Below are 21,767 nucleotides of genomic sequence, written 5' to 3'. Positions count from 1 at the left end.
ACAGGAGTGGATAATATGATTGGCGGAGTTTCCAGCCTGAGTTTCTACTTCAATCCCTATCAAAGCACCGCCGCCAAGCCGGCGGAGCAGTCCCAAAACGCCCAGAAAACCGGCGGCGTCTGGACAGCCCGGAAGTCCGCCTCTCCGGAGACCCCGGTGCAGCCGGTGCGTCCCGCTCCGGCCATCAGCGGCAATGAGGCCGGGTCCGCCCGGCTGGGCCTGCCCATCCGCCAGGGGGCGGACCCGGTGGAGATGGCTGTACGGATGCGCATCCAGTACGGCGGGCCCACGCCGGAGGGCGTCCAAAAAGCGGCGGAATCCCAGGACGGGCAGACCGCTCTGGGCGCAGAGAGCGTCCAGAAGGCCCTGGAGGAGGGGGAGTGCCAGACCTGCAAGGAGCGAAAGTATCAGGACGGCTCCGATGACGCCGGCGTCTCCTTCAAGACCCCCACGAAGATCGACCCGGACCAGGCCCCCTCGGCGGTCCGGGGCCACGAGATGGAGCATGTCTATCGGGAGCAGGCCAAGGCTCAGCGGGAGGACCGGAAGGTGGTCAGCCAGAACGTGACCTACCACACCGCTATCTGCCCGGAGTGTGGCAGGGCCTATATCTCCGGCGGCACCACCCGCACAGTCACCGCCGCCGAGTCCCAGGCGGAGGATCAGGAGAGCCGTCAGAATCAGGAGGCCCGTATTCCCTTCTCCGCCGTGGCGTAATTTCAACCGAATGAAAAACCGGATGGACGGCAGTGCTGTCCATCCGGTTTTTTCACTTAGAAGTTGTATTCATAGGTGGGGAATGTTGGATGGGTGGGGAAAGACCTGTCGAAACGGCGTTCAAAAACTGTGAATACAGCTTTTTACAGCCGTGTCACCACAGGGATGACCATGGGGCTGCGCTTGGTGTTTTTGAACAGATAGCTGCTGACGGCAGCCTTCACCGCGCCCTTCAGCTCGCCGTCATCCCGGCCGCGCTTCCGGGAGACGCCCTCCGCCGCGTCCAGGGCCACGCCCTGGAGCTCCTTCATCAGATCTCCGGACTCCTTGACATAGATGAAGCCCCGGGTGATTATCTCCGGCGGGCTCAGCAGCGCACCGTTGTGGGCGGACACGGGCATGACCACGACCACCATGCCGTCCTCGGCCAGGCGCTTGCGGTCCCGCATAACCACGGCCCCCACATCACCCACGCCGGAACCGTCCACGTACACCTCCCCCGCAGGGACGGTGCCGCCGATTTTCAGCGTCTTGGCGGTGATTTCGACGACAGAGCCGTTCTCCGCGATAGCGATGTGGTTGCGCGCTACGCCCATCTGCTGGGCCAGCTGGCTGTGGATCTGGAGCATCCGCTGCTCGCCGTGGAGGGGGACGAAGAAACGGGGCTTCGTCAGGGCGTGGATAATTTTCAGCTCCTCCTGGCAGGCGTGGCCGGAGACGTGGAGCATGTCGGCCTTGTCGTAGATCACGTGGACGCCCTTGCGGAACAGCTCGTTGATGACCCGGCTCACCGTCACCTCGTTGCCGGGGATGGCCGAGGCGGAGATGATGACCTTGTCGCCGGGGCCCACCTCCACCTGCTTGTGCTGGGAGAAGGCCATGCGGTACAGGGCGCTCATCTCCTCCCCCTGGGAGCCGGTGGTGACGATGACCTGTTTGTTCTTGGGCAGGCCCTTAATCTTGTTGATGTCCATGAGGGTATTTTTGGGCACCTTCATGTAGCCCAGGGAGGTGGAGACCTTCATGATATTCTCCATGGACCGGCCCGTGACGGCCACCTTCCGGCCAAAGGCCGCCGCGGCATCCAGCACCTGCTGGATGCGGTGGACATTGGAGGCAAAGGTGGTGACGATAATCCGCTCCTCACAGCACTGGAACTGCCGCATGAAGGTCTGGCCCACGGCGCTCTCGCTCATGGTGTAGCCCGGGCGCTCCACATTGGTGGAGTCGGCGCACAGGGCCAGCACGCCCTCCTTCCCCAGCTCGCCGAAGCGGGCCAGGTCGATGACCTCCCCGTCAATGGGGGTGGAGTCGATCTTGAAATCTCCGGTGTGGACCACGGTGCCCATGTGGGTGTGGATGGCGAAGGCCACGGAGTCTGCGATGGAGTGGTTGACATGGATGAACTCCACATTGAACTTCCCGGCCCGCACAGTCTTGCCCGGGTCCACGGTAATGAGCTTGGTGGACCGCACCAGGCCGTGCTCCTCCAACTTCAGGGAGATGAGGCCGGCGGTGAAACGGGTGCAGTAGATGGGCATATTCACCTGCTTGAGGACATAGGGGATTGCCCCCACATGGTCCTCATGGCCATGGGTGATGAAAAGGCCGCGGATACGGGCACGGTTCTTGATGAGGTAGGTCACATCGGGGATGATGAGGTCGATGCCGTACATGTCGTCCCCGGGGAAGGCCATGCCGCAGTCCACCACGATGATCTCACCGCCGCACTCATAGGCGGTCATGTTCTTGCCGATCTCATCCAAACCGCCCAGGGGAATGATTTTCAGTTTTTCTGCCATAGATACAATAAACTCCTTTGAACTCTTAAAAAGATATGTAACAGAGGCTCCAAAGGACACGTCCGGCGGTACACAGCCGCAAACAGGCGCACGCGAAGAAGAGACGTCCGTCGCCTGCGCGGCCCCGTTTCGCCGGCAGGGGTTCGGTCACGTCATATCCAAATCGCCATATGGACCTCTGTGATCTATTTGACCGGCGGGAAAGCGCGTCCCATGCCGGTAAAATATCAAGAATGTTTCAGCGCTCAATACCTGATTCCATATAGAACCCATTAAAAACTTTAGAAAAACTTTGACAGCGGAAAACACGCCGGGCTCTTATACGAATCTTTGACATAACGGCTGTATCGTTTTGTCAGGCCGCAGGATACGGCCTGCGCCGGAGGCGCCAGAAATATCGTGCAATATATTCCCTGGTGCCCAGGGCACGGCGGCGTGCAGTGCCGCCATAAAGGACCGGGAGGGCTTTTTCCAAGGATTGTATGATGAGACGCCTTTTCACCGGAAAGGCGCAAAAACAGCGCCGCAAGATCATTCTGCCCTCAATACAGATTTTTATTGAGGAGTAGTGGTAGTTAGTATATCACATCCAATCTGATTTGTATACATAAATTTTTCTCATTTTCCACCGGGCCGCCGGAAACTTTCTGTTGTATTTTTCGGAAAACTGTGATATGCTCCAATAGTTCACAAAGTAAACCATCGGGGAGCGACAGTATGGAGAACGAGGCGCTGCTGGAACGCATGCTGCGGGCCTGGATCGGGGTCAGCGGACTGCTGAAAAGCTCCCGGATCACCCGGGAGCTGACCTATAATGAAGCCATCGTCATGAAACTGGTCTATGACCAATACAAAACTGACGGAACGGGGCGTACTGCCGTCAGATGGATCGTACAGGAGACCAATATGCGCAAAAGTCTGGTAAACCGCACTGTCAACGCCCTGTGCGCACAGGGCTATCTTGTCAGAGAGCGGGGAGATGCGGACGGCCGGAGCGTCTTTGTGCGTCCCGTAGCGGAGCGGCTGCCGGATTTTTTGGCCGTCCACCGCCGGTCTCTGGAACTGGTCCGGCAGATCGCTGACGTGGTAGGGCCGGAGGACGCAGAGACGTTTGTCCGCATGTATGAAAAGCTGTCCGCAGCCGGTATTCGGCTGTGACTGAATTATCAACCGGAAGCGAGGAACCACTATGAAAATACGCATTATCACCGACTCTGCCGCCGACCTGCCCCAGCCCTGCCGCCCAGAGCTTACCATTCTGCCCATGACCGTGACCTTTGGAACAGAGCAGTTTCTGGACGGCGTGGACCTGACCCACCGGCAGTTTTATGAGAAGCTCATCGAGGGGGATATCCTGCCCACCACCAGCCAGATCAACCCCGCCCAGTTTGAAGAGGCCTTCCGCCAGGCCGGGGAGGCCGGGGAGGCCGTGGTGGCTGTGCTGCTGTCCTCCAAGCTCTCCGGCACCTGTCAGAGCGCCTGCATCGCGGCGCAGGAGTACCCCGGCCGGGTCTTTGTGGTGGACAGCGAGAACGCCACCCTTGGAGAGCGGATTTTGGTGGAGCGGGCTCTGGAGCTGATGGACCAGGGCCTGGAAGCCGCTGCCATCGCCAACAGGCTGGAGGCGGAGAAAAAGGACATCCGCCTGGTAGCCCTGCTGGATACCCTGGAGTATCTCAAGCGGGGCGGCAGGATTTCCTCCTCCGCGGCGTTGGTGGGCGGACTGCTGTCCATCAAACCGGTGGTGGCTGTAGAGCGCGGCGAGGTGGTCATGCTGGGCAGGGCCCGAGGCTCTAAAAACGGAAACAACCTGCTGGTGCAGGAGATCCAAAAGACCAACGGTGTGGACTTTGGCCGGCCTTACTTACTGGGGTATACGGGCTTGGAGGACAGCCTCCTGCAAAAATATATCGCCGACAGCGCCGCCCTGTGGGCGGAACACACCGATGTCCTGCCCGTAGGCACCATCGGCGGCACCATCGGGACCCATGTGGGTCCCGGCGCCGTGGGAGTCGCCTTTTTCCAGCCGTCTGACGGCTGAGAGTGCGCGAAGAAAGACTCAAAAACCAAAACCTCCGGCGCGGCCGGAGGTTTTGACGTATGTGGGGAAATCAGCCCTTTTGCTTCTCAAAGAAGGCGTCGATTTTCTTCTTGATCTCCGCCGGCTTCAAGTATTTCAGCAAGTATCCCGCCGGTTTCAGGGCCAACAGCTGTTTTACCACCTCCGGATCGCCCCGGCCGGTGAGGAAGATCACCGGAATATCCGCAAAGGACTTCTCCAGACGGAGCATCTCCAAGGTCTGTTTTCCATCGCAGACCGGCATCTCATAGTCCAGCAGGATCAGGTCCGGCCGGTTCAGGGTGATGGTGCGGATGGCGGCCACGCCGGACTCCGCCACGGCCGCCTCGTAATCCTCCTGCAGAAGCCGCATCATGGCCTGCCGGATGGTCAAGGAGTCGTCCACCACCAGGATCTTCCGCCGGTTGCTGGCCGCGTCCTGGGCTGCCTGTTCCTCCCGCATTGTCAGGTACTGCTCCACCTCGGACATGGCGTTGTCCGCCTGGAGGGGCGTGCCCACGCCATTTTCCAACAGGTGGGGCGCAATGGCGCAGTAGGCGAAGTAGCCCGCGCCGCCGGTGTTGAACAGCAGGCTGACCTGAGGCTTCTCCCGCTCAAACACCTGCCGGAACTGCTCGTAAGTCAGCAGGTTCTCCTCTTTCAGATCATAGGTCTGCCATTCCGGAAAATACTCTGTAAGCCGGCCCACAAACTGCCGGGTGGTATATCTGGCGGCATTGAGAAGCATGGTGTCCAGCCGGTTGGTCCGCAGGCCCATGACCTTGCCCACTGTGTTGAGCAGCAACTTTTCCTCAAAGACCATGAGGATCTCCTGGCGCCTGTCGTCCTGCTCCGTCCCGTAGGCCAGACAGCAGTACACGCCCCGGCCGAACTTCTCACCGCCATAGGCGTCGCTGATTACCTTGGACTCCAGGTGGAACATATCGAATACCAGCTGGATGATGGTTTTTTTGACAGCCGCCAGCTGTTCGTCCGGCAGGAGATGCTCCCACTTGCTCACCTTGCCGCCGGTGATGGCGTGGTCCTCTGTCAGGGTGTGGCCGATCAGCCAGCCGCTGCACACGCCCAGAAAATGGGCCATGGAATCCGGAGCGTAACTGGTCCGCTCCAGCTCCTCCTCCAGGGCGGGAAGGGTATTCTCCCGAAAATCCCTGTGGATGAGGCAATGCCGTTCAAGCCCCTCGTAGCCAACGGAGGCCATATACCTTTCCTCGTCCGCGAAGTGCTTGACGGCGTGGCCCTTGAAGTACTTGATCCCCTCCTGGCACGCCCACCGGCTCTTCTCCTCATCATTCTCCTCGGTAACGGCCAGAAGCTTATTGATGATCTTGAAAAGCCTCTGGTGTTCCTTGTCGATATCTTCTACTCCGGTGTTGTACTCTTCCTGCCACACCAATTGATTATCCATATGGCCCCTCCTTTGACACAGTCAAGCACATATTTTTCAGAAGCAGTCCCTGCCGGGCCTCCGGCGGAAGAAATTGGCAGAACGCAAAGAAATTCCCCCGTCCAGCGGAGCTTTCCGCCAAGAGCGGAAGCGAGCGGCAAGGGGAAATTCCTAAGCTGGAGCTAGTGGGGTGACTCGAACACCTGACCTGCTGATTACGAATCAGCTGCTCTACCGACTGAGCTACACTAGCGGATTTATCACGTTAGTATCTTAGCATATCGCCGCCGGGATTGCAAGCCCTAAAACAAAAAATATTGCCCCGCGGAAGGCCTGGCAGGCCGCCGCGGGGCGATATTTGTCAAATCCTGTGCTCCCGGTTTCAAACAGTGCCTGACTGCGGGCTTTCCATAGAAGAATCCCGGCTCTTATTTTCCGAATTCCTCTACCCGCAGGCACCGGGTGGCGTTGAGGATGGCCAGAAAGGCCACGCCTACGTCGGCGAACACCGCGGCCCACATGGTGGCCATGCCAAACGCGCCCAGAATCAGCACCGCGAACTTCACCCCCAGGGCAAACCAGATGTTCTGCTTCACAATCCGCAGCGTCTTGCGGGAGATGCGCATGGCGGTGACGATCTTGGCGGGGTTGTCGTCCATGAGGACAATGTCGGCGGCCTCAATGGCGGCGTCGGAGCCCAAGGCGCCCATGGCGATGCCTACATCCGCCCGGGTCAGCACCGGCGCGTCGTTGATGCCGTCGCCCACAAAGGCCAGCACCGCCCCCGGGGCCTTGGCCCCCAGCAGCCGCTCCACCTGGTCCACCTTATCGGCGGGGAGCAGCTGGGCGTGATACTCGTCCAGCCCCAAATCCCCGGCGACGGCTTTGGCTGTGGCCTCGTTGTCGCCGGTGAGCATGACTGTCTTTTTTACACCGGCAGCCTTCAATCCCTCCGCCAGAGTTTTGGCCTCGGGCTTGGGCAGGTCGGAAATGATGATGTGTCCGGCGTAGGCGCCGTCCACCGCCACGTGGACGATGGTTCCCGGCAGCTCACAGGGATGATAGGACACGCCCTCCCGCTCCATCAGGCGGCTGTTGCCGGCGGAGACGGTCTTGCCGTCCACCCGGGCCCGCACGCCATGTCCGGCGATCTCCTCCACGTCCGCTACCCGGGCGGCATCCAGAGCCGTCCCGCAGGCGGCCCGCAGGGACAGCGAGATGGGATGGTCCGAATAGTGCTCCGCCAGGGCGGCGCACTCCAGCAGGCTCTCCTGGGTAAAATCCGCCTCCGGATGAACGGCAGTGACGGCAAAGGTGCCCTTGGTCAGGGTGCCGGTCTTGTCAAATACCACGGTCTCTGTCTTGGAAAGAAGCTCCAAATAGTTGCTCCCCTTCACCAGAATACCGCATTTGCTGGCTCCGCCGATGCCGCCAAAGAAGCTCAGCGGCACGGAGATCACCAGAGCGCAGGGGCAGGAGATCACCAGGAAGATCAGGGCCCGGTGGAGCCAGCCGGTCCACTGGGTACCAGCCAAAAAGGCGGGCTGGACCGCCGCCGGGACCACCGCCAGGGCAATGGTGGGCAGCAGGAACAGCGCCAACGCCGCCAGGGTAACGCAGGGGGTGTAGTACCGGGCAAAGCGGGTGATGAAATTCTCACTGGCGGCCTTTTTCTCCCCGGCGTTCTCCACCAGGTCCAGAATTTTGGACACAGTGGACTCCTCGCAGGGACGGGTGACCTTCACCCGCAGGAGGCCCGACTGATTTACGCAGCCGCTGATGACGGCATCGCCGGGGGCCACATCCCGGGGAGCGGACTCACCGGTGAGGGCGGCGGTATCAAGAGAGGATATCCCCTCCAGCACCACGCCGTCCAGAGGCACCCGCTCGCCGGGCTTTACCACCACCACGGCGCCCACTTCCACATCCTCCGGGTCCACTTCTTCCAGCTCTCCGTCCGCCCCCTCCAGATTGGCGGTATCCGGGCGGATGTCCATCAGGGCGGCGATGGACTGGCGGGACTTGCCCACGGCATAGTCCTGGAACAGCTCCCCCACCTGGTAGAAGAGCATAACGAACACCGCCTCAGCGTACTCCCCGGTGCCAAAGGCCCCCACAGTGGCCAGGGCCATGAGAAAGTTCTCGTCAAAGACCTGTCCGTTTGCAATATTGCGGACGGCTTTATAGAGCACATCCCAGCCGATGACGGCATAGGGAACAAGGTACATCAGCCACAGCAGGGATATGCCGCCGGCCAGTACCGGCGGGGGCAGCAGTTCAACTGCAATCAGCAGTGCCGCCGCCGCAATAATCCGCACCAGCATTGTCCGCTGCTTGCGGGTAAGATTTTTCATATCAGAACGCCTCCTTCAAAGTCTGCGTTTTTTCCTTGTGTTTCTTTCGCTGTTCTGGTATACTGGAGGCAGTCAGATGGCAGACTCTGACCGTCTCCATTTGTCTGCACGAGACAGCCGTTACCTTTGCGCGGGGCGGCTGTTTTTTTATGCTCCGGTTTGGGCAAGGGCCCGCCGGAGGGCGGGCCCTTGCCTTTACAGGTTAATGATGCAGTCCGGCTCCACTTTTTTGCAGACGGCCACCACTTCCTTCATGATATCGTCGAAGCGCCCGTCATCGGCGTCAATAGTCATTTTCTGGGCCATGAAGCTGACGGTAGCGTCATTTACGCCGTCGATTTTCTTGATGGCATCCTCCATCTTGGCGGCGCAGTTGGCACAGTCCAGATCGGTGAGCTTGTAACGTTTTTTCATAGTCAATTCCTCCAAAATGTAATGATTTTACAGGGGATTCACTCGGATACATGTTCCAGTCCCTGGTTGATGATGGTCTTCACATGATCGTCCGCCAGGGCGTAAAACACCGTCTTGCCCTCCCGCCGGGACTTTACCAGCCGGGCGTTCTTCAACGCCCGCAGCTGGTGGGAGATGGCCGACTGGGTCATGCCCAGCAGCGACGCGATGTCGCACACGCACATCTCCGCCTCAAACAGGACATACAGAATCCGGATGCGGGTGGAGTCGCCAAAGATCCGGAACAGCTCCGTCAGGTCGTACAGAGTGTCCTCCCCCGGCATCTGTCCCCGCACCCTCTCCACAAGCTCCCCATGGGCGTGGATGAAATCGCAGCACTCCACATTGTAACGGTCCTCCATTGCTGCCTCCTTTCACTTGAACAATTGAACGATTGTTCATATGTTTATGATACTACTCTCTGACGGATTTGTCAACCGCTTTTTTGAAAAACCGTGGAAAAGTTGGGACATCCGTGATATACTGAGTGAAAATCCGTTCCGCCAAAAGGAGGAATACCATGGACGCATTGGAGACACAGGCCCGGGGCCGTCTGGCCCGCAACGCCTTTATGCTTTACAATCACATGGAGCTGGAATCCCTGGGTCCGGACCGGGCCGTGTTCCGGCTGGACATCCGGCCCGAGAGCAGAAATCCCTTCGGCATGGTCCACGGCGGTGCGCTCTACACCCTGGCGGACAACGCCGCCGGTACGGCCGCCCACACCGATGGCCGGGCCTATGTCACCCAGACCAGCTCTCTCCACTTCCTGCGCAACCAGTCCGAGGGCACCGTGCGGGCGGAGGGCCGTGTCCGCCACCGGGGAAAATCCACCTGCCTGACGGAGGTGGACATTACCGGAGAGGACGGCGTACTGCTGGCCACGGGAGAGTTTACCTTCTTCTGCGTGGCCCCGGCCCTGATGGCCCGGCGGGTCCGGGAGGACCAGGCGCCGGACGGCGGCACGGATCAATAGAGAGGAGGCCTTTTGTGGGAAATATTGATATAACCGCCCTGCTGTCCGCCTCCGTGGGGAAGGTATCGGTAGGGGATATTCTCACCTCCGTCATCGTGCTGGTGGTGTGCCTGGTGGCGGTGCGGCTGCTTTTAAAGCTGACCCGCCGGCTGCTGGGCGCCTCCAAGCTGGACGACCGGGTGCAGAAGTACCTGCTGTCCGGTGTCCGGCTGGTGCTGTATCTCCTGTCCGCCATCATTGTGATCGGGAGCCTGGGTATCGATATGACCTCTTTGGTGGCGCTGCTGTCCGTGGCCTCCCTGGGCGTAACCCTGGCAGCGGAGGATGTTCTGGCCAACGTGGCCGGGGGACTGGTGATTCTCTCCGCCCACCCCTTTGCCATCGGGGACTATATCGAGGCCTCCGGCACCGCCGGAACCGTGGAGGAGATCACCCTGAACTATACCAAGCTGATAACGCCGGACGGCCTGCTTGTGATGCTGCCCAACAAATCCCTGGCAGACTCCCAGATGACTAATTACACCACCTTGGGCCGGCGCCGTATCGCCTGGAAGCTCTCCGCCTCCTACAATGCCCCTACGGAGACCGTGAAAGCCGCCTGCCGGCAAGCCCTGTCTGCCACGGAGAACATTCTGGAGGACCCGGCCCCCGCCGTGCGCCTCTCGGCCTATGGCGACAGCGGCATTGAGTACACGGTATACTGCTGGGCGTCGTCGGAGGACTATTGGGAGGTCTACTTCGCTTTGGCGGAAAACCTGCGGACGGCCTTCGGCGAAGCCGGGGTGGAGATCCCGTACAACCATCTGGACGTTCATATCCTGGAGAACAAAGGGTGAGAGGCCGGCCGTCTGCGGAAAGGCGGCATTGTGATGGTACTGAAAAAGTTAACCGGCGTAATGGAAAAAACGATTGTGACATATGCGTGTTGAGCCATACAGAGCCGCTGAAAAAGCGGAGCTGCTGGATACCTGTACACTGCGCTGAATCATTAGGCTGGTGCGGAAATGAACAGACGAGCCTGCGGAAAACTCCGCAGGCTCGTTTCCGTATTCATGTGCCTCACGCCCGCCCCGGCAGAGGCGGCGCGTGGAGGATAACCCGCCCAAAACAGACCAGAGTCCGTCCGCTGCCGGCGGTAAAGACTACGTCGGCGTCCGCCCGGGCCCGGTTCAGGGAAAAAAGATACACGGTTCCCGCCGGGTCCTTGTAGTACTGCTTGCAGAGAATGTCCCCATCCACACAGAAGACACCCACGTCCCCAAGGCGCAGGGGGTCCCGGTTCACATAGGCCACAGAGCCATCTGCAATATAGGGCGTCATAGAGTCTCCCTGGATACGTACGGCAAACTCCGCCGCGGCAGGCACGTCGCCGGACACCTCCACATAGTCAAAATCCTCCCCAAATACCGGCGCTGCATAGCCCGCCGCCGCGGGGGAGCGGTACAGGGGAATCACCCGGGGCTCCGGCTCCGCCGGACCGCTCTCCACCTCGTCCCGGTATGCGCACAGCGTCCCCACCACGGAGCGTACCGACTCCTGCCCCCTGGAGGACAGCCCCCGATACTGCTCCAGCAGCTGCCGCTCGGTCCGGCTCAGCACCAACGAGCCGCCCCGGAAGCTGTCCTGAAACAGCGTGTTGGGATCTGTCTCCAGACAATCAAACAGCCGCAGCAGGACTTCCTCCTTGGGAAAGCTGACGCTGCCCTCATAATTGCCCACGGCGGACCCGGAGATCCCCATCATCGCCGCCAGCGCAGCCCGGGAGAGGCCCAGCTCCTCCCGCCGCTCCCGCATTCGTTCACCAAACCGCATCTCCGCACGCCCCCTTCCTTTTATAGGATTAGTATATTCCGTTTTCTTGTTGCCGTCAATTATATTTTACAAGAAACTTGTAAAAACACGCTTGACATCACAAGTTTCTTGTGGTAGTATAGGTTTGTCAACAAGATTCTTGTTAATCTTCTATCTCCCTCTTCACCGCCGGGCGCATGCCATCTCCTACCCCGCACCCCTGGGGCGCGTCCCGATCCCGGACAAACCGAAAGCGGCCCGAAGGAGGGGGGTGTCTGCGGGGGGGAACCTCTCCGGGTTCCCCCTGCGGGATTCAAATCAACCCGCCCGCAGGCGGCAGCTTCCTTCCGGGCCTCCGGCCCGGAAGGAAGCCCCCCACCAAAACAAAAAACACGCCGAAGCGTGCTTTTTGTTTTGGTGGGGGAGGGTGGATTCGAACCACCGAAGTCAGTGACAACAGATTTACAGTCTGCCCCATTTGACCGCTCTGGAACTCCCCCGTATGAAATTTGGAGCTGGTGGACGGATTCGAACCCCCGACCTGCTGATTACAAATCAGCTGCTCTACCAGCTGAGCTACACCAGCAGTTCCAACAGCATTGCCTATCATAGCAGATTGATTTGATTTTGTCAACAGCTTTTTTATTTTTTTCACCAAATTTTGAAGATTTTTGAAGGAGTGACGCTTTTGTATTATGAAAATTGCCGCAGAAGGCGGACGGCGCTGCTGTGTACCCTGTGCGGGCGGGAGATCACGGAGGGTGAGGAATACTGGTTTTGCAGCGGAAGCAGCGTGTGCGCCGCCTGTCTGCCGGATCTGGCCCGGCGGGAGCTGGCCCCCTGCCGGGAGATCAGAGGAAGGGAGACGGCGCGATGACACTGCTGGAGATGTCCCGGGAGTACCGGGAGAGCGCTGAGATCATCCACGCGCGCATTGTGGAGCTGCGGGACCTGGAGCGGGCGCAGACCGACGATGAGGCCGCCCGCCGCCTGCGCCAGCGCATTGTGGATCTGATGCCCATGTGGCGGGAGATGCGGGAACTGGCCGCTTTGACCGGCCGCTATTACGAGAGGAGTTACCACAAAAATGAGCGATACACAATTTAAGAACCGCAGCAGCGAGTGGATCGGGGATATGACGGTGTGGCTGCGGGCCAACGCCGGGGACAACAGCGAGCAGATGACCCGTCTGCGCCGGAATCTGCGCCGGGCCAGGGAGCAGGAGCTGACGCAGCGCCAGCGGGAGATGGTGGCGCTTTACTACGACCGGGGGATGACCATGCCTCAGATCGCGGAGCGGCTGGGGGTGAGCCGCTCCACAGTGTCCCGCACACTCCGCCGGGCCAGGGACAGGCTCTACCGCTTTCTGCGGTACACCTTATGAGCAGATGCTATGAATTCCCCTGAAATGCCGGGAATTTTCTGTGCAATTCGCAGGGTGTTTTCCTCTTGTGTTTTCAAAAAAAGGCCGTATAATCGGACATAGAGAGCAGTTATACTATGATTATACGGAAAACGGGACGACGCTGTCCCAGGAGGAGACGACATGATATACAACACCCTGCACAACCGCTGGCTGCGGCTGGTGGCCGCCGTTTTTGGCGAGCTGATCTGCGCCGTGGGCGTCAGGCTCTTCATTGTACCCCTGGGGCTGTACAGCGGCGGCCTGATGGGCGTGTGCCAGCTTTTCCGCACTTTGATGCAGACCTATATGGGCCTGAACTTCGGCGCCAGCGACATTGCAGGCATCCTGTACTTCGTCCTGAACATCCCCATCCTGCTCTTCGCCTACAAGACCTTGGGAAAGCAGCTGGTGTTCAAGACCCTGGTGTGCACCTTGAGCTACTCCCTCTTTTACAGCATGGTGCCCACTCCTGCCGTCCCCATTGTTGACGACTATCTGACCGCCTGCCTGCTGGGCGGCATCCTCAACGGCATCGGCTGCGGCATCGCTCTCACCTGCGGCGGCAGCGGCGGCGGGCTGGACATCGTGGGCCTGTGCCTGAGCAAGCGGGGCAGCCGCTTTACCGTGGGCAAGTTCTCCCTGACCTTCAATTTCTTCCTGTATGCCGCCTGTCTGTTCCTGTTCCAGCCGGAGATTGCCATCTACTCCGTCATCTACAACTATTTCTCCGCCATGGTGCTGGACCGGATGCACCAGCAGAACGTCAGCGTGGAGGCACTGATCTTCACCCGGGACGACCAGGACAAACTGGCCCAGTTCATCATGGAAAAGCTGGGACGGGGCGTTACCTACTGGAACGGCGTGGGCGCCTACACCGGGACGAACCTCCACGTGCTGTGCGTATGCCTTTCCAAGTATGAGATCGAGGAACTCCTCCACACTGTCCACACTATCGATCCCCACGCCTTTGTCACCATGCAGGAGGGTGTGCGGGTCCACGGCAACTTCCGGCGGAAGCTGGAGTGATTTCCGGAGAAACCAAAAAAAACAGCCCGTCCCAGTTTGGGGCGGGCTGCTGCTGTCTGTTATTGCCCTCAGTCGGTGACGTAGGGCAGCAGGGCGATCTGACGGGCCCGCTTGATGGCCTCAGTCAGCTGGCGCTGGTGCATGGCGCAGGTGCCGGTGGTCCTGCGGGGCAGGATCTTGGCGCGCTCGGAGGTGAACCGGCGCAGCTTGGCGGCGTCCTTGTAATCGATGCTCTCGCACTTCTCAGCGCAGAACTGGCAGACCTTGCGGCGTTTGCCCCGCATGGGGCGGGCGGGTCTTGCTTCACGATCGAAAGCCATAGTGCTTCCTCCTTATTTCATAGTCAGCGGTCTCTGCTCCAGAGGGATACAGGGAACCGAATCAGAACGGCAGCTCGCCGTCCTCCTCGCCGATCTCGGCGAAGTCGGAGCGGCTCTCCATGGGCGCAGGGGTCCCCCGGCCGATGGGCGCTCCGTAGGCGGGGGGGGCGCCGTAGTCTCCCGGGGCGCTGTCCCGCTTGGAATCTCCAAAGTAGATGTTGTCGGCGACCACCTCGGCGCTTCTGCGCTTGCCGCCGTTGTTGTCGGTCCAGTCGCGGATCTGCAGCCGGCCCTCCACAATGGCCATGCGGCCCTTGGCGAAGTACTTGCTGACAAATTCCGCCGTGCCCCGCCAGGCCACGATATCAATGAAGTCCGTCTCCTTCTCGCCGCTCTGGGCTTTGAAATCCCGGTCGCAGGCGATGGTGAAGGACGTGACGGCGGTCCCGCTCTGGGTCCGGCGCAGCTCAGGGTCACGGGTCAGACGGCCCATGAGAACGATCCTGTTGAGCATGTGTGCCTCCTTATTCGCCCTTGCAGACGATCATGGAGCGCATAATGCCCTCGGTAATGCCGAGGACACGGTCCAGCTCCTTGGGGAACTCGGGACCGCTGGTGAACGTCATCAGCACATAATAGCCGTCGTTCTTGTAGTTGATGGGATAAGCCAGTTTGCGGGCGCCCCACTCCTCCACTTCAACAGCGGAGCCGTGCTGCTCAGCCAGGGCCTTGAACTTCGCCACCATCGCGGCGATGTTCTCCTCCCCCTGTGCAGGGTCGATGATATACACGACCTCGTAATTGGCAGTAACCTTTGCCATGTTTGCACCTCCTTTTGGACAAATGGCCCCCGCTCTTTGGCGGGAGCAAGGATATACCTGCGTAATGCAAGCCCTATTATTATACAGGAAACAGCGGGAATGTCAAGGAAAATATTTGGCAGGCATTAGAGCAGTTCCCAGAAATCATGAGAAAAAGGGAAGCGGGGACGGGGAATGCGGAGCAAGGAGGAGGGCGCGGGCGGGCTGACGCCCGCCAAGGACGGCAACGCAGATGTGCGTTTCCCGGACCACTGGACTTTTCTCAGTATTTTGGGGAATTCCTCTAGTACTCCCAGGCCCGGGGGAAGGTCTCCTGGGTCAGGTCCTCCGCCAGCCGGGGATCGCGGCAGGCGGAGACCAGGAAGCGGTATACGATCTGAACATACTGCTGGTAGAGCTCCTCCATTTCCCCGCCTCCTCTCAGGGGATATATCGGATTGCCGGGCGATTCCTTACAGGCTGTTTTCAATTTTTTCGGCACGCCTTGTCTTTTCTCGGGAAAAGGGGTATCATAGTCCCACGGAACAAAAGGAATCGTCCGATTTCGATTGGCGCCGGCGGCGTGTCGCCGTCCGGTTTTCGCGCACCCCATCGTATTCGCTCCGCTCAGCCGCGCCGCTCCGCGGTATTTCCGCACGGCTTCCCCGTGCACTCGATACCGCTCCGCGGCCCGCCATGCAGATGGTTTTGTTCCGAAGCGCCGGAGAGGGGGCTTCCTCATATGATTGTATACCGGGAGGCCGCCTCCCTGGCCAGAGACCTGGGCGTGGACCTCCAAACCCTCTACGCCCTCAGCAACAGCCTGCCCGCCCACTACCGCTCGGTGGAGATCCCCAAGGCGGGCGGAGGATTCCGCCGCCTCACCGTGCCGGATGAGGCGCTGAAACGGGTCCAGCGGGCTATTTTGAACAATCTGCTGGTCTACATGCCCCTATCCCCCTATGCCACGGCTTACCGCTGCGGCGGCGGAGCCGTCCGCAACGCCGCCCGCCACGTGGGACAGTCCCAGGTCCTGCGGCTGGACATCCGCCATTTTTTCGACAGCGTCCGCTACTCCGCCGTGAAGGACGCCGTCTTTCCGCCGGAGATCTTCTCCGAGCCCTTGCGGGTGCTGCTGACCATGCTGTGCTACTACCGGGACGCTCTGCCCCAGGGCGCGCCCACGTCCCCCGCCATCGTGAATATCCTCCTGCGGGACTTTGACCTACGGGTTGGCGGCTGGTGCCGAAAGCGGGACATTGTCTACACCCGCTACTGCGACGATCTGACCTTTTCCGGCGAGGATTTATCCGGTGTCCAGGCTGTGGCAGAGGCGGAGCTGCGGGCCCTGGGTTTTTTCCTCAACGGCAGGAAAACCCGCCTCCGTTCCGCCGGACGGCGGCAGACGGTGACAGGTTTGGTGGTGAACAAAAGGGTAAGCGTTCCCCGGGAGGAACGGCGGGCTGTCCGTCAGGCGGTGTACTGCTGCCGCCGGTTCGGTGTGGAGGACCACCTGCGGTGGACTGGCAGCGTCGTGAGCCCGGAGGCGTATCTGGACCGTCTTCTGGGCCGGGTGGGGTATGTGCTCCAGGCGGACTCCAGCTGCGCCTGGGCCCTGGAGGCAAGACGGTGGCTGCTGGAGGAGCGCCGCCGGAGGAAATAAAAAAGAGAGGGACGGCTTTGCCGTCCCTCTCTTTTTGCATTGTTTATTTGCGGTATTCGTTCATACGCCACACAATGGCGGACATCTGACCGCGGGTCAGGGTGGCGCTGGGCCTGAAGGTGCTGGTACCGTTGGAGAAATAGCCCTCCACGATGCCGGCGGCGTTCAGCGCCTGGACGTACACATCAGAGGTGTCCGTAAAGGGCCTCACGCTGGAGAGGTTGCTGGTGCTCAGCTTCAGGGCGCCGGCGGCCAGCTGGGCCACCTGCAGGCGGGTGATGGGCGCGGACAGGTTCACATTGCTGCGGGTGACAATGCCGTCGGCCTGGGCACGGGTCAGATAGCCACTGAACACGTTCTTGCCGGTGGGGGCCTGCTCAGGATAGCCCGCGGCCAGCATGATAAGCTTCAGCGCTGCGCCGTAGGTGACGGTGCTGTTGGGCTTAAAGCTGCCGTCGGAGTAGCCGGAGATGACGTTCTGGTCGGTGAGCTCCATGACGTACTTGTAGCACCAGGTGGAGCTGTCCACATCCTTGAGGGTCTTGCGGTTGTTCAGTACGCCCAGGGAGAAGAAGCCGGTAGCCAGGGCATTGCCGTTGGCGTCCAAGGCCACATAGGGGATCTCCACAGAGCCGGTATAGCTGGCGGTGGGCACAAAGCGCAGCAGGCTCATCTGATTGGCGCCGGCGGCGTAGGTGTACATAGTGCGGGTATCCGCCCGGTCCGTGCCGGTGCCGATATACACGGCGCCGGTGGTGGCAGCGGGCAGCTCCAGCAGCTGGATGCCGCTGAGGGCGGAGCCGGTGGCGCTGAGCACTGCGCTGTAAATGGCGCTGGCGGGGAAGCTCACCGCGGTGTTTCGGGGCGTGACGCCATAGACCTCAGACACCGGGGCGCGGCTGACGCTGATGAGAATGCTGCCGGTGACGCTGATGCCGCTGGTGCCGTAGGCGGTGAAAGGAATGCTGGCGCAGTAGCTGGTGCCGCTGGGCACGTAGGTCAGCTCCGTCAGAGCGTACTGGCTGGTAGAGCTGGGGCTGAGGTAGAAGCTCTGACCGGCATAGTTGGCAGAGGTGATCTGGGTGCGGCTGGTAGTGCCGTAGCTGCTGGCGTTGTAGTAGTTATAGTACAGGCTGCCGGCGGCGGGGACGCCGCCCAGGGTCACATACTGGAGATTGTAAGTGGGATAGGACTTGCGGAAATACCGGGCGATATCGTTGGCGTTGATCTGGACATTGGTGCCGGTGGTGGTGGCATAGCGGATGCCGCCGGTGTAGTTGGAGGTGATGGCGGCGGTGCCGTCGGCCTTGATGACCAGGGAGCCCTCCACATACTCGTCGTCCCGCTCGCCGTAGGCGGTGAAGTCAAGGGTGATAGAGTCCTTAAAATTGGTGCCTGCCACGAAGGTCAGCTCGTCCAGATAGTAGTCGTTGCGGCCCACGTCTTTCTTGTTGTAATAGAACTTGGTGCCGCTGAGGTCGCTGCGGCTGAAGGAGGTCTGGCTGTTGGTGCCGTAGTCGCAGTACAGCGTGCCGTTGTTGAAAATACTGGTGCTGCTGGGCCGGGCAAAGACCACGTAGCTGACGGTGCTGTTGTACTTCTTGCGGAAGTAGGTGTTGAAGTCGGTGCGCCGGAGGTCCACGGATTTGCCGGGGGTCACGGTGTAGGTGATGTCGCCGTCTTCATCGCTCTCTGTGGAGGCGATGGACACGGTGCCGCTGACGGAGCGGCCGTTGGTGCCGTAGGCGGTGAAGTCCAGGGTCACCGTGGTCTTGAAGCTGCTGGTGGCCACAAAGGTGAGATTGCCGACGCCATAGTCCTTGCTGCCGGGGCTGTAATAGAACTTGAAATCATCGATGGTGGTGCGGTTGAAGGACTTTGAAGAGTTGGTACCGTAGTTATGGTACAGCGTGCCGTTGTTAAAGGTGCTGGAGCTGGGCTGGTCAAACTCCACATAGTCCAACGTGCCGGAGGAAGTGTTGTCCTCGTAGAAGTCCCGGAAGTCCCGCTGATTGAAGGTCACGGTTTTGCCGGGGGCCACGTCGTAATTGATGTCGCCTGTGGCGCTGGTGCCCTTGCCGATGGTGATGACCAGATTGCACTCCACATAGCTGCTGGAGCCGGTGCTGTAATAGGCCCGGAAGGGAATCGTGATGCTGTCGCCGTTTTTGGCATTGCTGTCGGCCCGGAAGGACATGCGGTCCAGAGTGTAGTCATTCCGTCCGGCATCCCTGCTGTCATAATAAAAATAGGAACGGTTCAGATCACTGCGGTCGAAGGCGGAACTGCCCACGTACACCGTGCCCCGGAAGCTGGTATAGCTGGTGGGAGCGATGAACTCCACATAGGCAATGGTCCGGCTGGAGCTGCCGTACCTGTCCTGGAAAGCCTTGTTGAAGTCCCGGGAGTCGAAGTCGATCTCCTTGCCGGGGTCCACGCTGTAGGTCACATCGCCCTTGCCGGTGGTGCCGGTGACTTTCAGCTCCAGGGTGCCCTGGGCATAGGCGCCGCTTCTGGAATAGGCCCGGTACGTGGTGGAAAAGGAGTCGCTCTTGGCGCCGCTGGGGGCCCGAAGGGAGAGGGCGTTGATGCCGCTGCTGTAAGTGTAAGTCCCGGTGGACCAGTTGCTGGCAGACAGCTCTGTGGAACCGTTGTACACCCTGCCGCTGAAATTGGAGTAGTTGCCGGAGACATTGGGGAAGGTCACATAGGAAAGGGTGTCAGTAAAACCCGCTGCGCGGTAGGCTTTCTGGAAGACGTCACTGTCAAAATAGGCGGTCTTGTTGGGAGCCACGGAGACAGTGATGGTGCTCGCGGTGGCCTGACCGCTGATGTCCACGTAGCCCTTTACCGTGTTATAGCCGGTGCTGTCCTTTGCGGTGTAATACAACCGGTAGGAAGTGCCGGAGGTTCCGGGCTGGAAGGTCATATTTCTGAAAGACGTTTCAAAATAGGGCGTGCCGGACTGTGCCGCGGTGGTCCCACTCAGGTAAAGAACTCCATTGGAGCTGCTGGGCAGGGGAGATTCAAACGTCACCGAGGCAGGACTTTTGCCGAGATAGGAAGTGCATTTACCACTAATATGGTTCCAAAGGGTGGCGCCGATGTTGGAGGTGGCGCTGATGCTGCCGGACAGGCCGGTGGCCTCCACCTGCCAAATGGCGTAAAAGGTCGTTGGGGCGGTAAAAGTCTGACTCTTGAGCGTATTGGAATCCAGCAGCGTGGACTGGCCCGTAAAGAGTGAACCGGAGGAATCCCTCTGCCAGCCCTTAAACGTGCAGCCGCTTTTAGTGGGATCGCTGATGTTGCCTGTACTGGAGAGAGGCGCATTCGCGGCCACATTTCTTGTGAAGGTCGCCGGAACGCCGCCGTTGGTGTTGAAGGTAACGGTATTCCCTGTAACAACGGGCAGCCCGCAACGGTCACAGACGTTGTTATTGTCTCTGTCGATATGAGATGTCAACTGTTCGTTGATAGAATATTCTTTTTTGCAAGCTGCGCAGGTGTATGTAGTCATGCCCTGCAAAAGACAAGACGCTGCACGCTCGCCGATCGCATTTGCGGCAGGCGCATGCTTTGATGAAGTGACGTAGCCGCATGAATCCTGACAGGTCATAATATGCTGCGCTTCTTCAGCTGTTACCTGAATTTTATGATTTTCTGATACTTTGCGGCCGCAAACAGCACATGTTTTTGTATGAGTCAGTCCATCTTTATTGTCCGTAACAGGGGTGCTCCACTGGTGCTCTTCAGGTTTTGTGGATGCATCGCAGAAACCCTCATTATTTGTACAGCCCAGAGTATGAGTGGTGTCAGTTGTAGAAAGCTTCTCATCATAGACATAACTATGTTGATGCTCCACAGGAGCCGGGTCTGGGGTAACCGGGGGAGGAGTTACAGGATCCGTAGTAGGAGGGGGCGTTTCAACAGTTCCAGAGTCTCCCCCGGTTCCAGAGTCCCCCCCGGTGTCGCCTTCATTTTCTGCCAGTGCCATAGGCATCAAACTGACGATCATCACCAGCGTCAAAAGGAACGCCAGTACGCGTTTTTTCCATAATCCGTTCATAAAAGAATCCCTCCATAAAATGTCGGATTGCGAGTGCCTGCAGGTTACATAATATACCTTCCTATAAAGTAACTGAAACCACCCCTAAAATCATGAACAAACTATGAACAACCTGCAACATTTTCGTATCAGATCGGTTACATTTTGGTGAAAACCGTCAGGTCCCAGCGGGTCCCGCCCCGCCGGGACCCGTATCAGTAAATATTTCCATTGAATGACTGTCCGTGTTGCCGTGTTATATGCGTCCTGTTCCAACTCCCGCGCCCGGTCTCCCGTGGTGTCCTGCAAGGCCGCAATCTCCCGTTGCAGACTTTCAAGGCGCTTTTGCTGTTGCTTTGTTGGCGGCTTCCCCTGCTGAACGTCCACATCCCAGCGCAAGGCTTCTTCCTCCGCTTGCAGGCTTGCCAGCTTTTCAAGCTGTTGATTTAATCGTTCCTGCCCTTTTGGGGTCTGCACTTCAACAACTCGATCAACGAAAAGACTTCCGGCCTGTGCGTTCTCCAATTTAGCAATTTTGTTTTGCAAATCGAATTCTTTTGCTATAAGCAACTGTAATTCGGCAAGCATATTCGTTTTCGTGTCCAGCGTGATCTTCTCAATGTAGGCCCGCTGTTCCGGGGTCAAGTCCTCCATGCGAACCGCCGAATATGCGCCGTGTGTTTCGGCGTTCCGGTTTCCCGTAGGCGGCCCCGCTCCGGCGGCATTCTTGTTCCCCGGCTGTCCTCCGCGCTTCCGGGGCGGTTTTTGGGCTTCAAGGGCCGCGGCCCACGAATCAAGGCTTTCCTCCTTGCCAGTGGGCCCCGCTTTTTCTTCTTTGGGTGGGCGGCCACGCCGGGGCGTTTTCGGCTTATCGCCGCCAGCGGCGGGAAGTTCCTCCTTTCCGTCTATCCACGCAAAAAAGCCGCCCGTTTTTTCATGCCGGACGGC

At 59.6% G+C, this 21,767-nt stretch carries 21 protein-coding genes, 3 tRNA genes and 1 pseudogene; 10 read left to right on the top strand and 15 right to left on the bottom strand.

All coding sequences use genetic code 11. The annotated features are described in order from the left end of the window. The first annotated feature begins 15 nt into the window (after positions 1–15). The gene (locus QZ326_RS02580; protein WP_295740887.1) at positions 16–717 is read left to right on the top strand and encodes a hypothetical protein; all 702 of its coding nucleotides are present in this window, start codon (positions 16–18) and stop codon (positions 715–717) included. 143 nt (positions 718–860) lie between these two features. On the opposite strand, the gene QZ326_RS02575 is transcribed toward QZ326_RS02580, so the two are convergent. Then, positions 861–2,519, bottom strand: a complete 1,659-nt coding sequence (locus QZ326_RS02575; protein WP_295740885.1) for a ribonuclease J — start codon at positions 2,517–2,519, stop codon at positions 861–863. A gap of 717 nt (positions 2,520–3,236) precedes the next feature. Here QZ326_RS02575 and QZ326_RS02570 point away from each other — a divergent pair. Together QZ326_RS02570 and QZ326_RS02565 are read left to right on the top strand one after the other, a co-directional pair. Further along, entirely contained in the window at positions 3,237–3,677 is a 441-nt protein-coding gene (locus QZ326_RS02570) for a MarR family winged helix-turn-helix transcriptional regulator (protein ID WP_295740884.1), read from the top strand. Positions 3,678–3,708: 31 nt separating this feature from the next. After that, on the top strand, positions 3,709–4,560 hold the full coding sequence (locus QZ326_RS02565; RefSeq protein ID WP_295740882.1) for a DegV family protein: 852 nt from the start codon (positions 3,709–3,711) through the stop codon (positions 4,558–4,560). 70 nt (positions 4,561–4,630) lie between these two features. Here the strand turns inward: QZ326_RS02565 and QZ326_RS02560 are convergent, their stop codons facing one another. The 5 genes from QZ326_RS02560 to QZ326_RS02540 all read right to left on the bottom strand — a co-directional run bounded on the left by QZ326_RS02560 (position 4,631) and on the right by QZ326_RS02540 (position 9,155). After that, positions 4,631–6,007 (bottom strand): hemerythrin domain-containing protein, encoded by a 1,377-nt coding sequence (locus QZ326_RS02560; protein ID WP_295740880.1) that lies wholly within the window; start codon positions 6,005–6,007, stop codon positions 4,631–4,633. A gap of 156 nt (positions 6,008–6,163) precedes the next feature. Beyond that, positions 6,164–6,239, bottom strand: a tRNA-Thr gene (locus QZ326_RS02555). A 175-nt stretch (positions 6,240–6,414) separates the two neighbouring features. Further along, a complete protein-coding gene (locus QZ326_RS02550; RefSeq protein WP_295740878.1) occupies positions 6,415–8,340 on the bottom strand; it encodes a heavy metal translocating P-type ATPase in 1,926 nt (641 codons plus the stop codon). 195 nt (positions 8,341–8,535) lie between these two features. After that, complete coding sequence (locus QZ326_RS02545; RefSeq protein WP_016322460.1) at positions 8,536–8,754, bottom strand: cation transporter; 219 nt, start codon at positions 8,752–8,754, stop codon at positions 8,536–8,538. Positions 8,755–8,792: 38 nt separating this feature from the next. Continuing rightward, on the bottom strand, positions 8,793–9,155 hold the full coding sequence (locus QZ326_RS02540; RefSeq protein WP_295740875.1) for a metalloregulator ArsR/SmtB family transcription factor: 363 nt from the start codon (positions 9,153–9,155) through the stop codon (positions 8,793–8,795). 158 nt (positions 9,156–9,313) lie between these two features. On the opposite strand from QZ326_RS02540, the gene QZ326_RS02535 reads away from it, so the two are divergent. Further along, positions 9,314–9,769, top strand: coding sequence for a PaaI family thioesterase (locus tag QZ326_RS02535; protein ID WP_295740873.1), 456 nt, complete (start codon positions 9,314–9,316; stop codon positions 9,767–9,769). 14 nt (positions 9,770–9,783) lie between these two features. Next, complete coding sequence (locus tag QZ326_RS02530; RefSeq protein ID WP_295740871.1) at positions 9,784–10,605, top strand: mechanosensitive ion channel family protein; 822 nt, start codon at positions 9,784–9,786, stop codon at positions 10,603–10,605. A 223-nt stretch (positions 10,606–10,828) separates the two neighbouring features. Here the strand turns inward: QZ326_RS02530 and QZ326_RS02525 are convergent, their stop codons facing one another. The 3 genes from QZ326_RS02525 to QZ326_RS02515 all read right to left on the bottom strand — a co-directional run bounded on the left by QZ326_RS02525 (position 10,829) and on the right by QZ326_RS02515 (position 12,146). Further along, positions 10,829–11,581: a S24 family peptidase gene (locus tag QZ326_RS02525; RefSeq protein ID WP_295740869.1), complete on the bottom strand. Its 753-nt coding sequence runs from the start codon at positions 11,579–11,581 to the stop codon at positions 10,829–10,831. Positions 11,582–11,975: 394 nt separating this feature from the next. After that, positions 11,976–12,060, bottom strand: a tRNA-Tyr gene (locus tag QZ326_RS02520). A 10-nt stretch (positions 12,061–12,070) separates the two neighbouring features. After that, positions 12,071–12,146: transfer RNA gene (locus tag QZ326_RS02515), tRNA-Thr, on the bottom strand. 102 nt (positions 12,147–12,248) lie between these two features. On the opposite strand from QZ326_RS02515, the gene QZ326_RS02510 reads away from it, so the two are divergent. The 4 genes from QZ326_RS02510 (at position 12,249) to QZ326_RS02495 (ending at position 13,991) form a co-directional block, all read left to right on the top strand. Next, a complete protein-coding gene (locus tag QZ326_RS02510; RefSeq protein ID WP_295740868.1) occupies positions 12,249–12,437 on the top strand; it encodes a hypothetical protein in 189 nt (62 codons plus the stop codon). Further along, positions 12,434–12,667: a hypothetical protein gene (locus tag QZ326_RS02505; RefSeq protein ID WP_295740866.1), complete on the top strand. Its 234-nt coding sequence runs from the start codon at positions 12,434–12,436 to the stop codon at positions 12,665–12,667. Before QZ326_RS02510 ends, QZ326_RS02505 begins: the two co-directional genes overlap by 4 nt. Then, the gene (locus QZ326_RS02500) at positions 12,648–12,944 is read left to right on the top strand and encodes a sigma-70 family RNA polymerase sigma factor (protein ID WP_295740864.1); all 297 of its coding nucleotides are present in this window, start codon (positions 12,648–12,650) and stop codon (positions 12,942–12,944) included. Before QZ326_RS02505 ends, QZ326_RS02500 begins: the two co-directional genes overlap by 20 nt. A gap of 162 nt (positions 12,945–13,106) precedes the next feature. After that, on the top strand, positions 13,107–13,991 hold the full coding sequence (locus tag QZ326_RS02495) for a YitT family protein (RefSeq protein WP_295740862.1): 885 nt from the start codon (positions 13,107–13,109) through the stop codon (positions 13,989–13,991). Positions 13,992–14,059: 68 nt separating this feature from the next. On the opposite strand, the gene rpsR is transcribed toward QZ326_RS02495, so the two are convergent. The 4 genes from rpsR to QZ326_RS02475 form a co-directional block, all read right to left on the bottom strand. Further along, a complete protein-coding gene (gene rpsR, locus QZ326_RS02490; RefSeq protein WP_016322262.1) occupies positions 14,060–14,311 on the bottom strand; it encodes a 30S ribosomal protein S18 in 252 nt (83 codons plus the stop codon). Positions 14,312–14,372: 61 nt separating this feature from the next. Further along, positions 14,373–14,825, bottom strand: a complete 453-nt coding sequence (gene ssb / locus QZ326_RS02485; protein WP_295740860.1) for a single-stranded DNA-binding protein — start codon at positions 14,823–14,825, stop codon at positions 14,373–14,375. A 10-nt stretch (positions 14,826–14,835) separates the two neighbouring features. Continuing rightward, complete coding sequence (gene rpsF, locus QZ326_RS02480) at positions 14,836–15,132, bottom strand: 30S ribosomal protein S6 (protein WP_295740858.1); 297 nt, start codon at positions 15,130–15,132, stop codon at positions 14,836–14,838. Positions 15,133–15,415: 283 nt separating this feature from the next. Beyond that, positions 15,416–15,538 (bottom strand): sigma factor, encoded by a 123-nt coding sequence (locus tag QZ326_RS02475; protein ID WP_295740856.1) that lies wholly within the window; start codon positions 15,536–15,538, stop codon positions 15,416–15,418. 315 nt (positions 15,539–15,853) lie between these two features. Here QZ326_RS02475 and QZ326_RS02470 point away from each other — a divergent pair, with 315 nt between their 5' ends. Further along, a complete protein-coding gene (locus QZ326_RS02470; protein WP_295740854.1) occupies positions 15,854–16,774 on the top strand; it encodes a reverse transcriptase domain-containing protein in 921 nt (306 codons plus the stop codon). Between the two features lie 43 nt (positions 16,775–16,817). On the opposite strand, the gene QZ326_RS02465 is transcribed toward QZ326_RS02470, so the two are convergent. Together QZ326_RS02465 and QZ326_RS02460 are read right to left on the bottom strand one after the other, a co-directional pair. Further along, positions 16,818–20,291: an S-layer homology domain-containing protein gene (locus tag QZ326_RS02465; RefSeq protein WP_295740852.1), complete on the bottom strand. Its 3,474-nt coding sequence runs from the start codon at positions 20,289–20,291 to the stop codon at positions 16,818–16,820. Between the two features lie 639 nt (positions 20,292–20,930). Next, positions 20,931–21,767, bottom strand: a pseudogene (locus QZ326_RS02460) (hypothetical protein); the annotation flags it as partial.

It is taken from the genome of uncultured Oscillibacter sp. (assembly GCF_910587525.1).
In the GTDB taxonomy this organism is placed as follows: domain Bacteria; phylum Bacillota; class Clostridia; order Oscillospirales; family Oscillospiraceae; genus Oscillibacter.
Note: the sequence above shows the minus strand (reverse complement) of the source record. Positions and strands in the feature narration are given on the sequence as shown.

Bases quoted from the DNA above. Each gene is read 5' to 3' on its own strand.
- QZ326_RS02580 (WP_295740887.1), top strand. From the start codon at position 16: ATGATTGGCGGAGTTTCCAGCCTGAGTTTCTACTTCAATCCCTATCAA.
- QZ326_RS02575 (WP_295740885.1), bottom strand. From the start codon at position 2,519: ATGGCAGAAAAACTGAAAATCATTCCCCTGGGCGGTTTGGATGAGATC.
- QZ326_RS02570 (WP_295740884.1), top strand. From the start codon at position 3,237: ATGGAGAACGAGGCGCTGCTGGAACGCATGCTGCGGGCCTGGATCGGG.
- QZ326_RS02565 (WP_295740882.1), top strand. From the start codon at position 3,709: ATGAAAATACGCATTATCACCGACTCTGCCGCCGACCTGCCCCAGCCC.
- QZ326_RS02560 (WP_295740880.1), bottom strand. From the start codon at position 6,007: ATGGATAATCAATTGGTGTGGCAGGAAGAGTACAACACCGGAGTAGAA.
- QZ326_RS02550 (WP_295740878.1), bottom strand. From the start codon at position 8,340: ATGAAAAATCTTACCCGCAAGCAGCGGACAATGCTGGTGCGGATTATT.
- QZ326_RS02545 (WP_016322460.1), bottom strand. From the start codon at position 8,754: ATGAAAAAACGTTACAAGCTCACCGATCTGGACTGTGCCAACTGCGCC.
- QZ326_RS02540 (WP_295740875.1), bottom strand. From the start codon at position 9,155: ATGGAGGACCGTTACAATGTGGAGTGCTGCGATTTCATCCACGCCCAT.
- QZ326_RS02535 (WP_295740873.1), top strand. From the start codon at position 9,314: ATGGACGCATTGGAGACACAGGCCCGGGGCCGTCTGGCCCGCAACGCC.
- QZ326_RS02525 (WP_295740869.1), bottom strand. From the start codon at position 11,581: ATGCGGTTTGGTGAACGAATGCGGGAGCGGCGGGAGGAGCTGGGCCTC.
- QZ326_RS02505 (WP_295740866.1), top strand. From the start codon at position 12,434: ATGACACTGCTGGAGATGTCCCGGGAGTACCGGGAGAGCGCTGAGATC.
- QZ326_RS02500 (WP_295740864.1), top strand. From the start codon at position 12,648: ATGAGCGATACACAATTTAAGAACCGCAGCAGCGAGTGGATCGGGGAT.
- QZ326_RS02495 (WP_295740862.1), top strand. From the start codon at position 13,107: ATGATATACAACACCCTGCACAACCGCTGGCTGCGGCTGGTGGCCGCC.
- rpsR (WP_016322262.1), bottom strand. From the start codon at position 14,311: ATGGCTTTCGATCGTGAAGCAAGACCCGCCCGCCCCATGCGGGGCAAA.
- ssb (WP_295740860.1), bottom strand. From the start codon at position 14,825: ATGCTCAACAGGATCGTTCTCATGGGCCGTCTGACCCGTGACCCTGAG.
- rpsF (WP_295740858.1), bottom strand. From the start codon at position 15,132: ATGGCAAAGGTTACTGCCAATTACGAGGTCGTGTATATCATCGACCCT.
- QZ326_RS02475 (WP_295740856.1), bottom strand. From the start codon at position 15,538: ATGGAGGAGCTCTACCAGCAGTATGTTCAGATCGTATACCGCTTCCTG.
- QZ326_RS02470 (WP_295740854.1), top strand. From the start codon at position 15,854: ATGATTGTATACCGGGAGGCCGCCTCCCTGGCCAGAGACCTGGGCGTG.
- QZ326_RS02465 (WP_295740852.1), bottom strand. From the start codon at position 20,291: ATGACTACATACACCTGCGCAGCTTGCAAAAAAGAATATTCTATCAAC.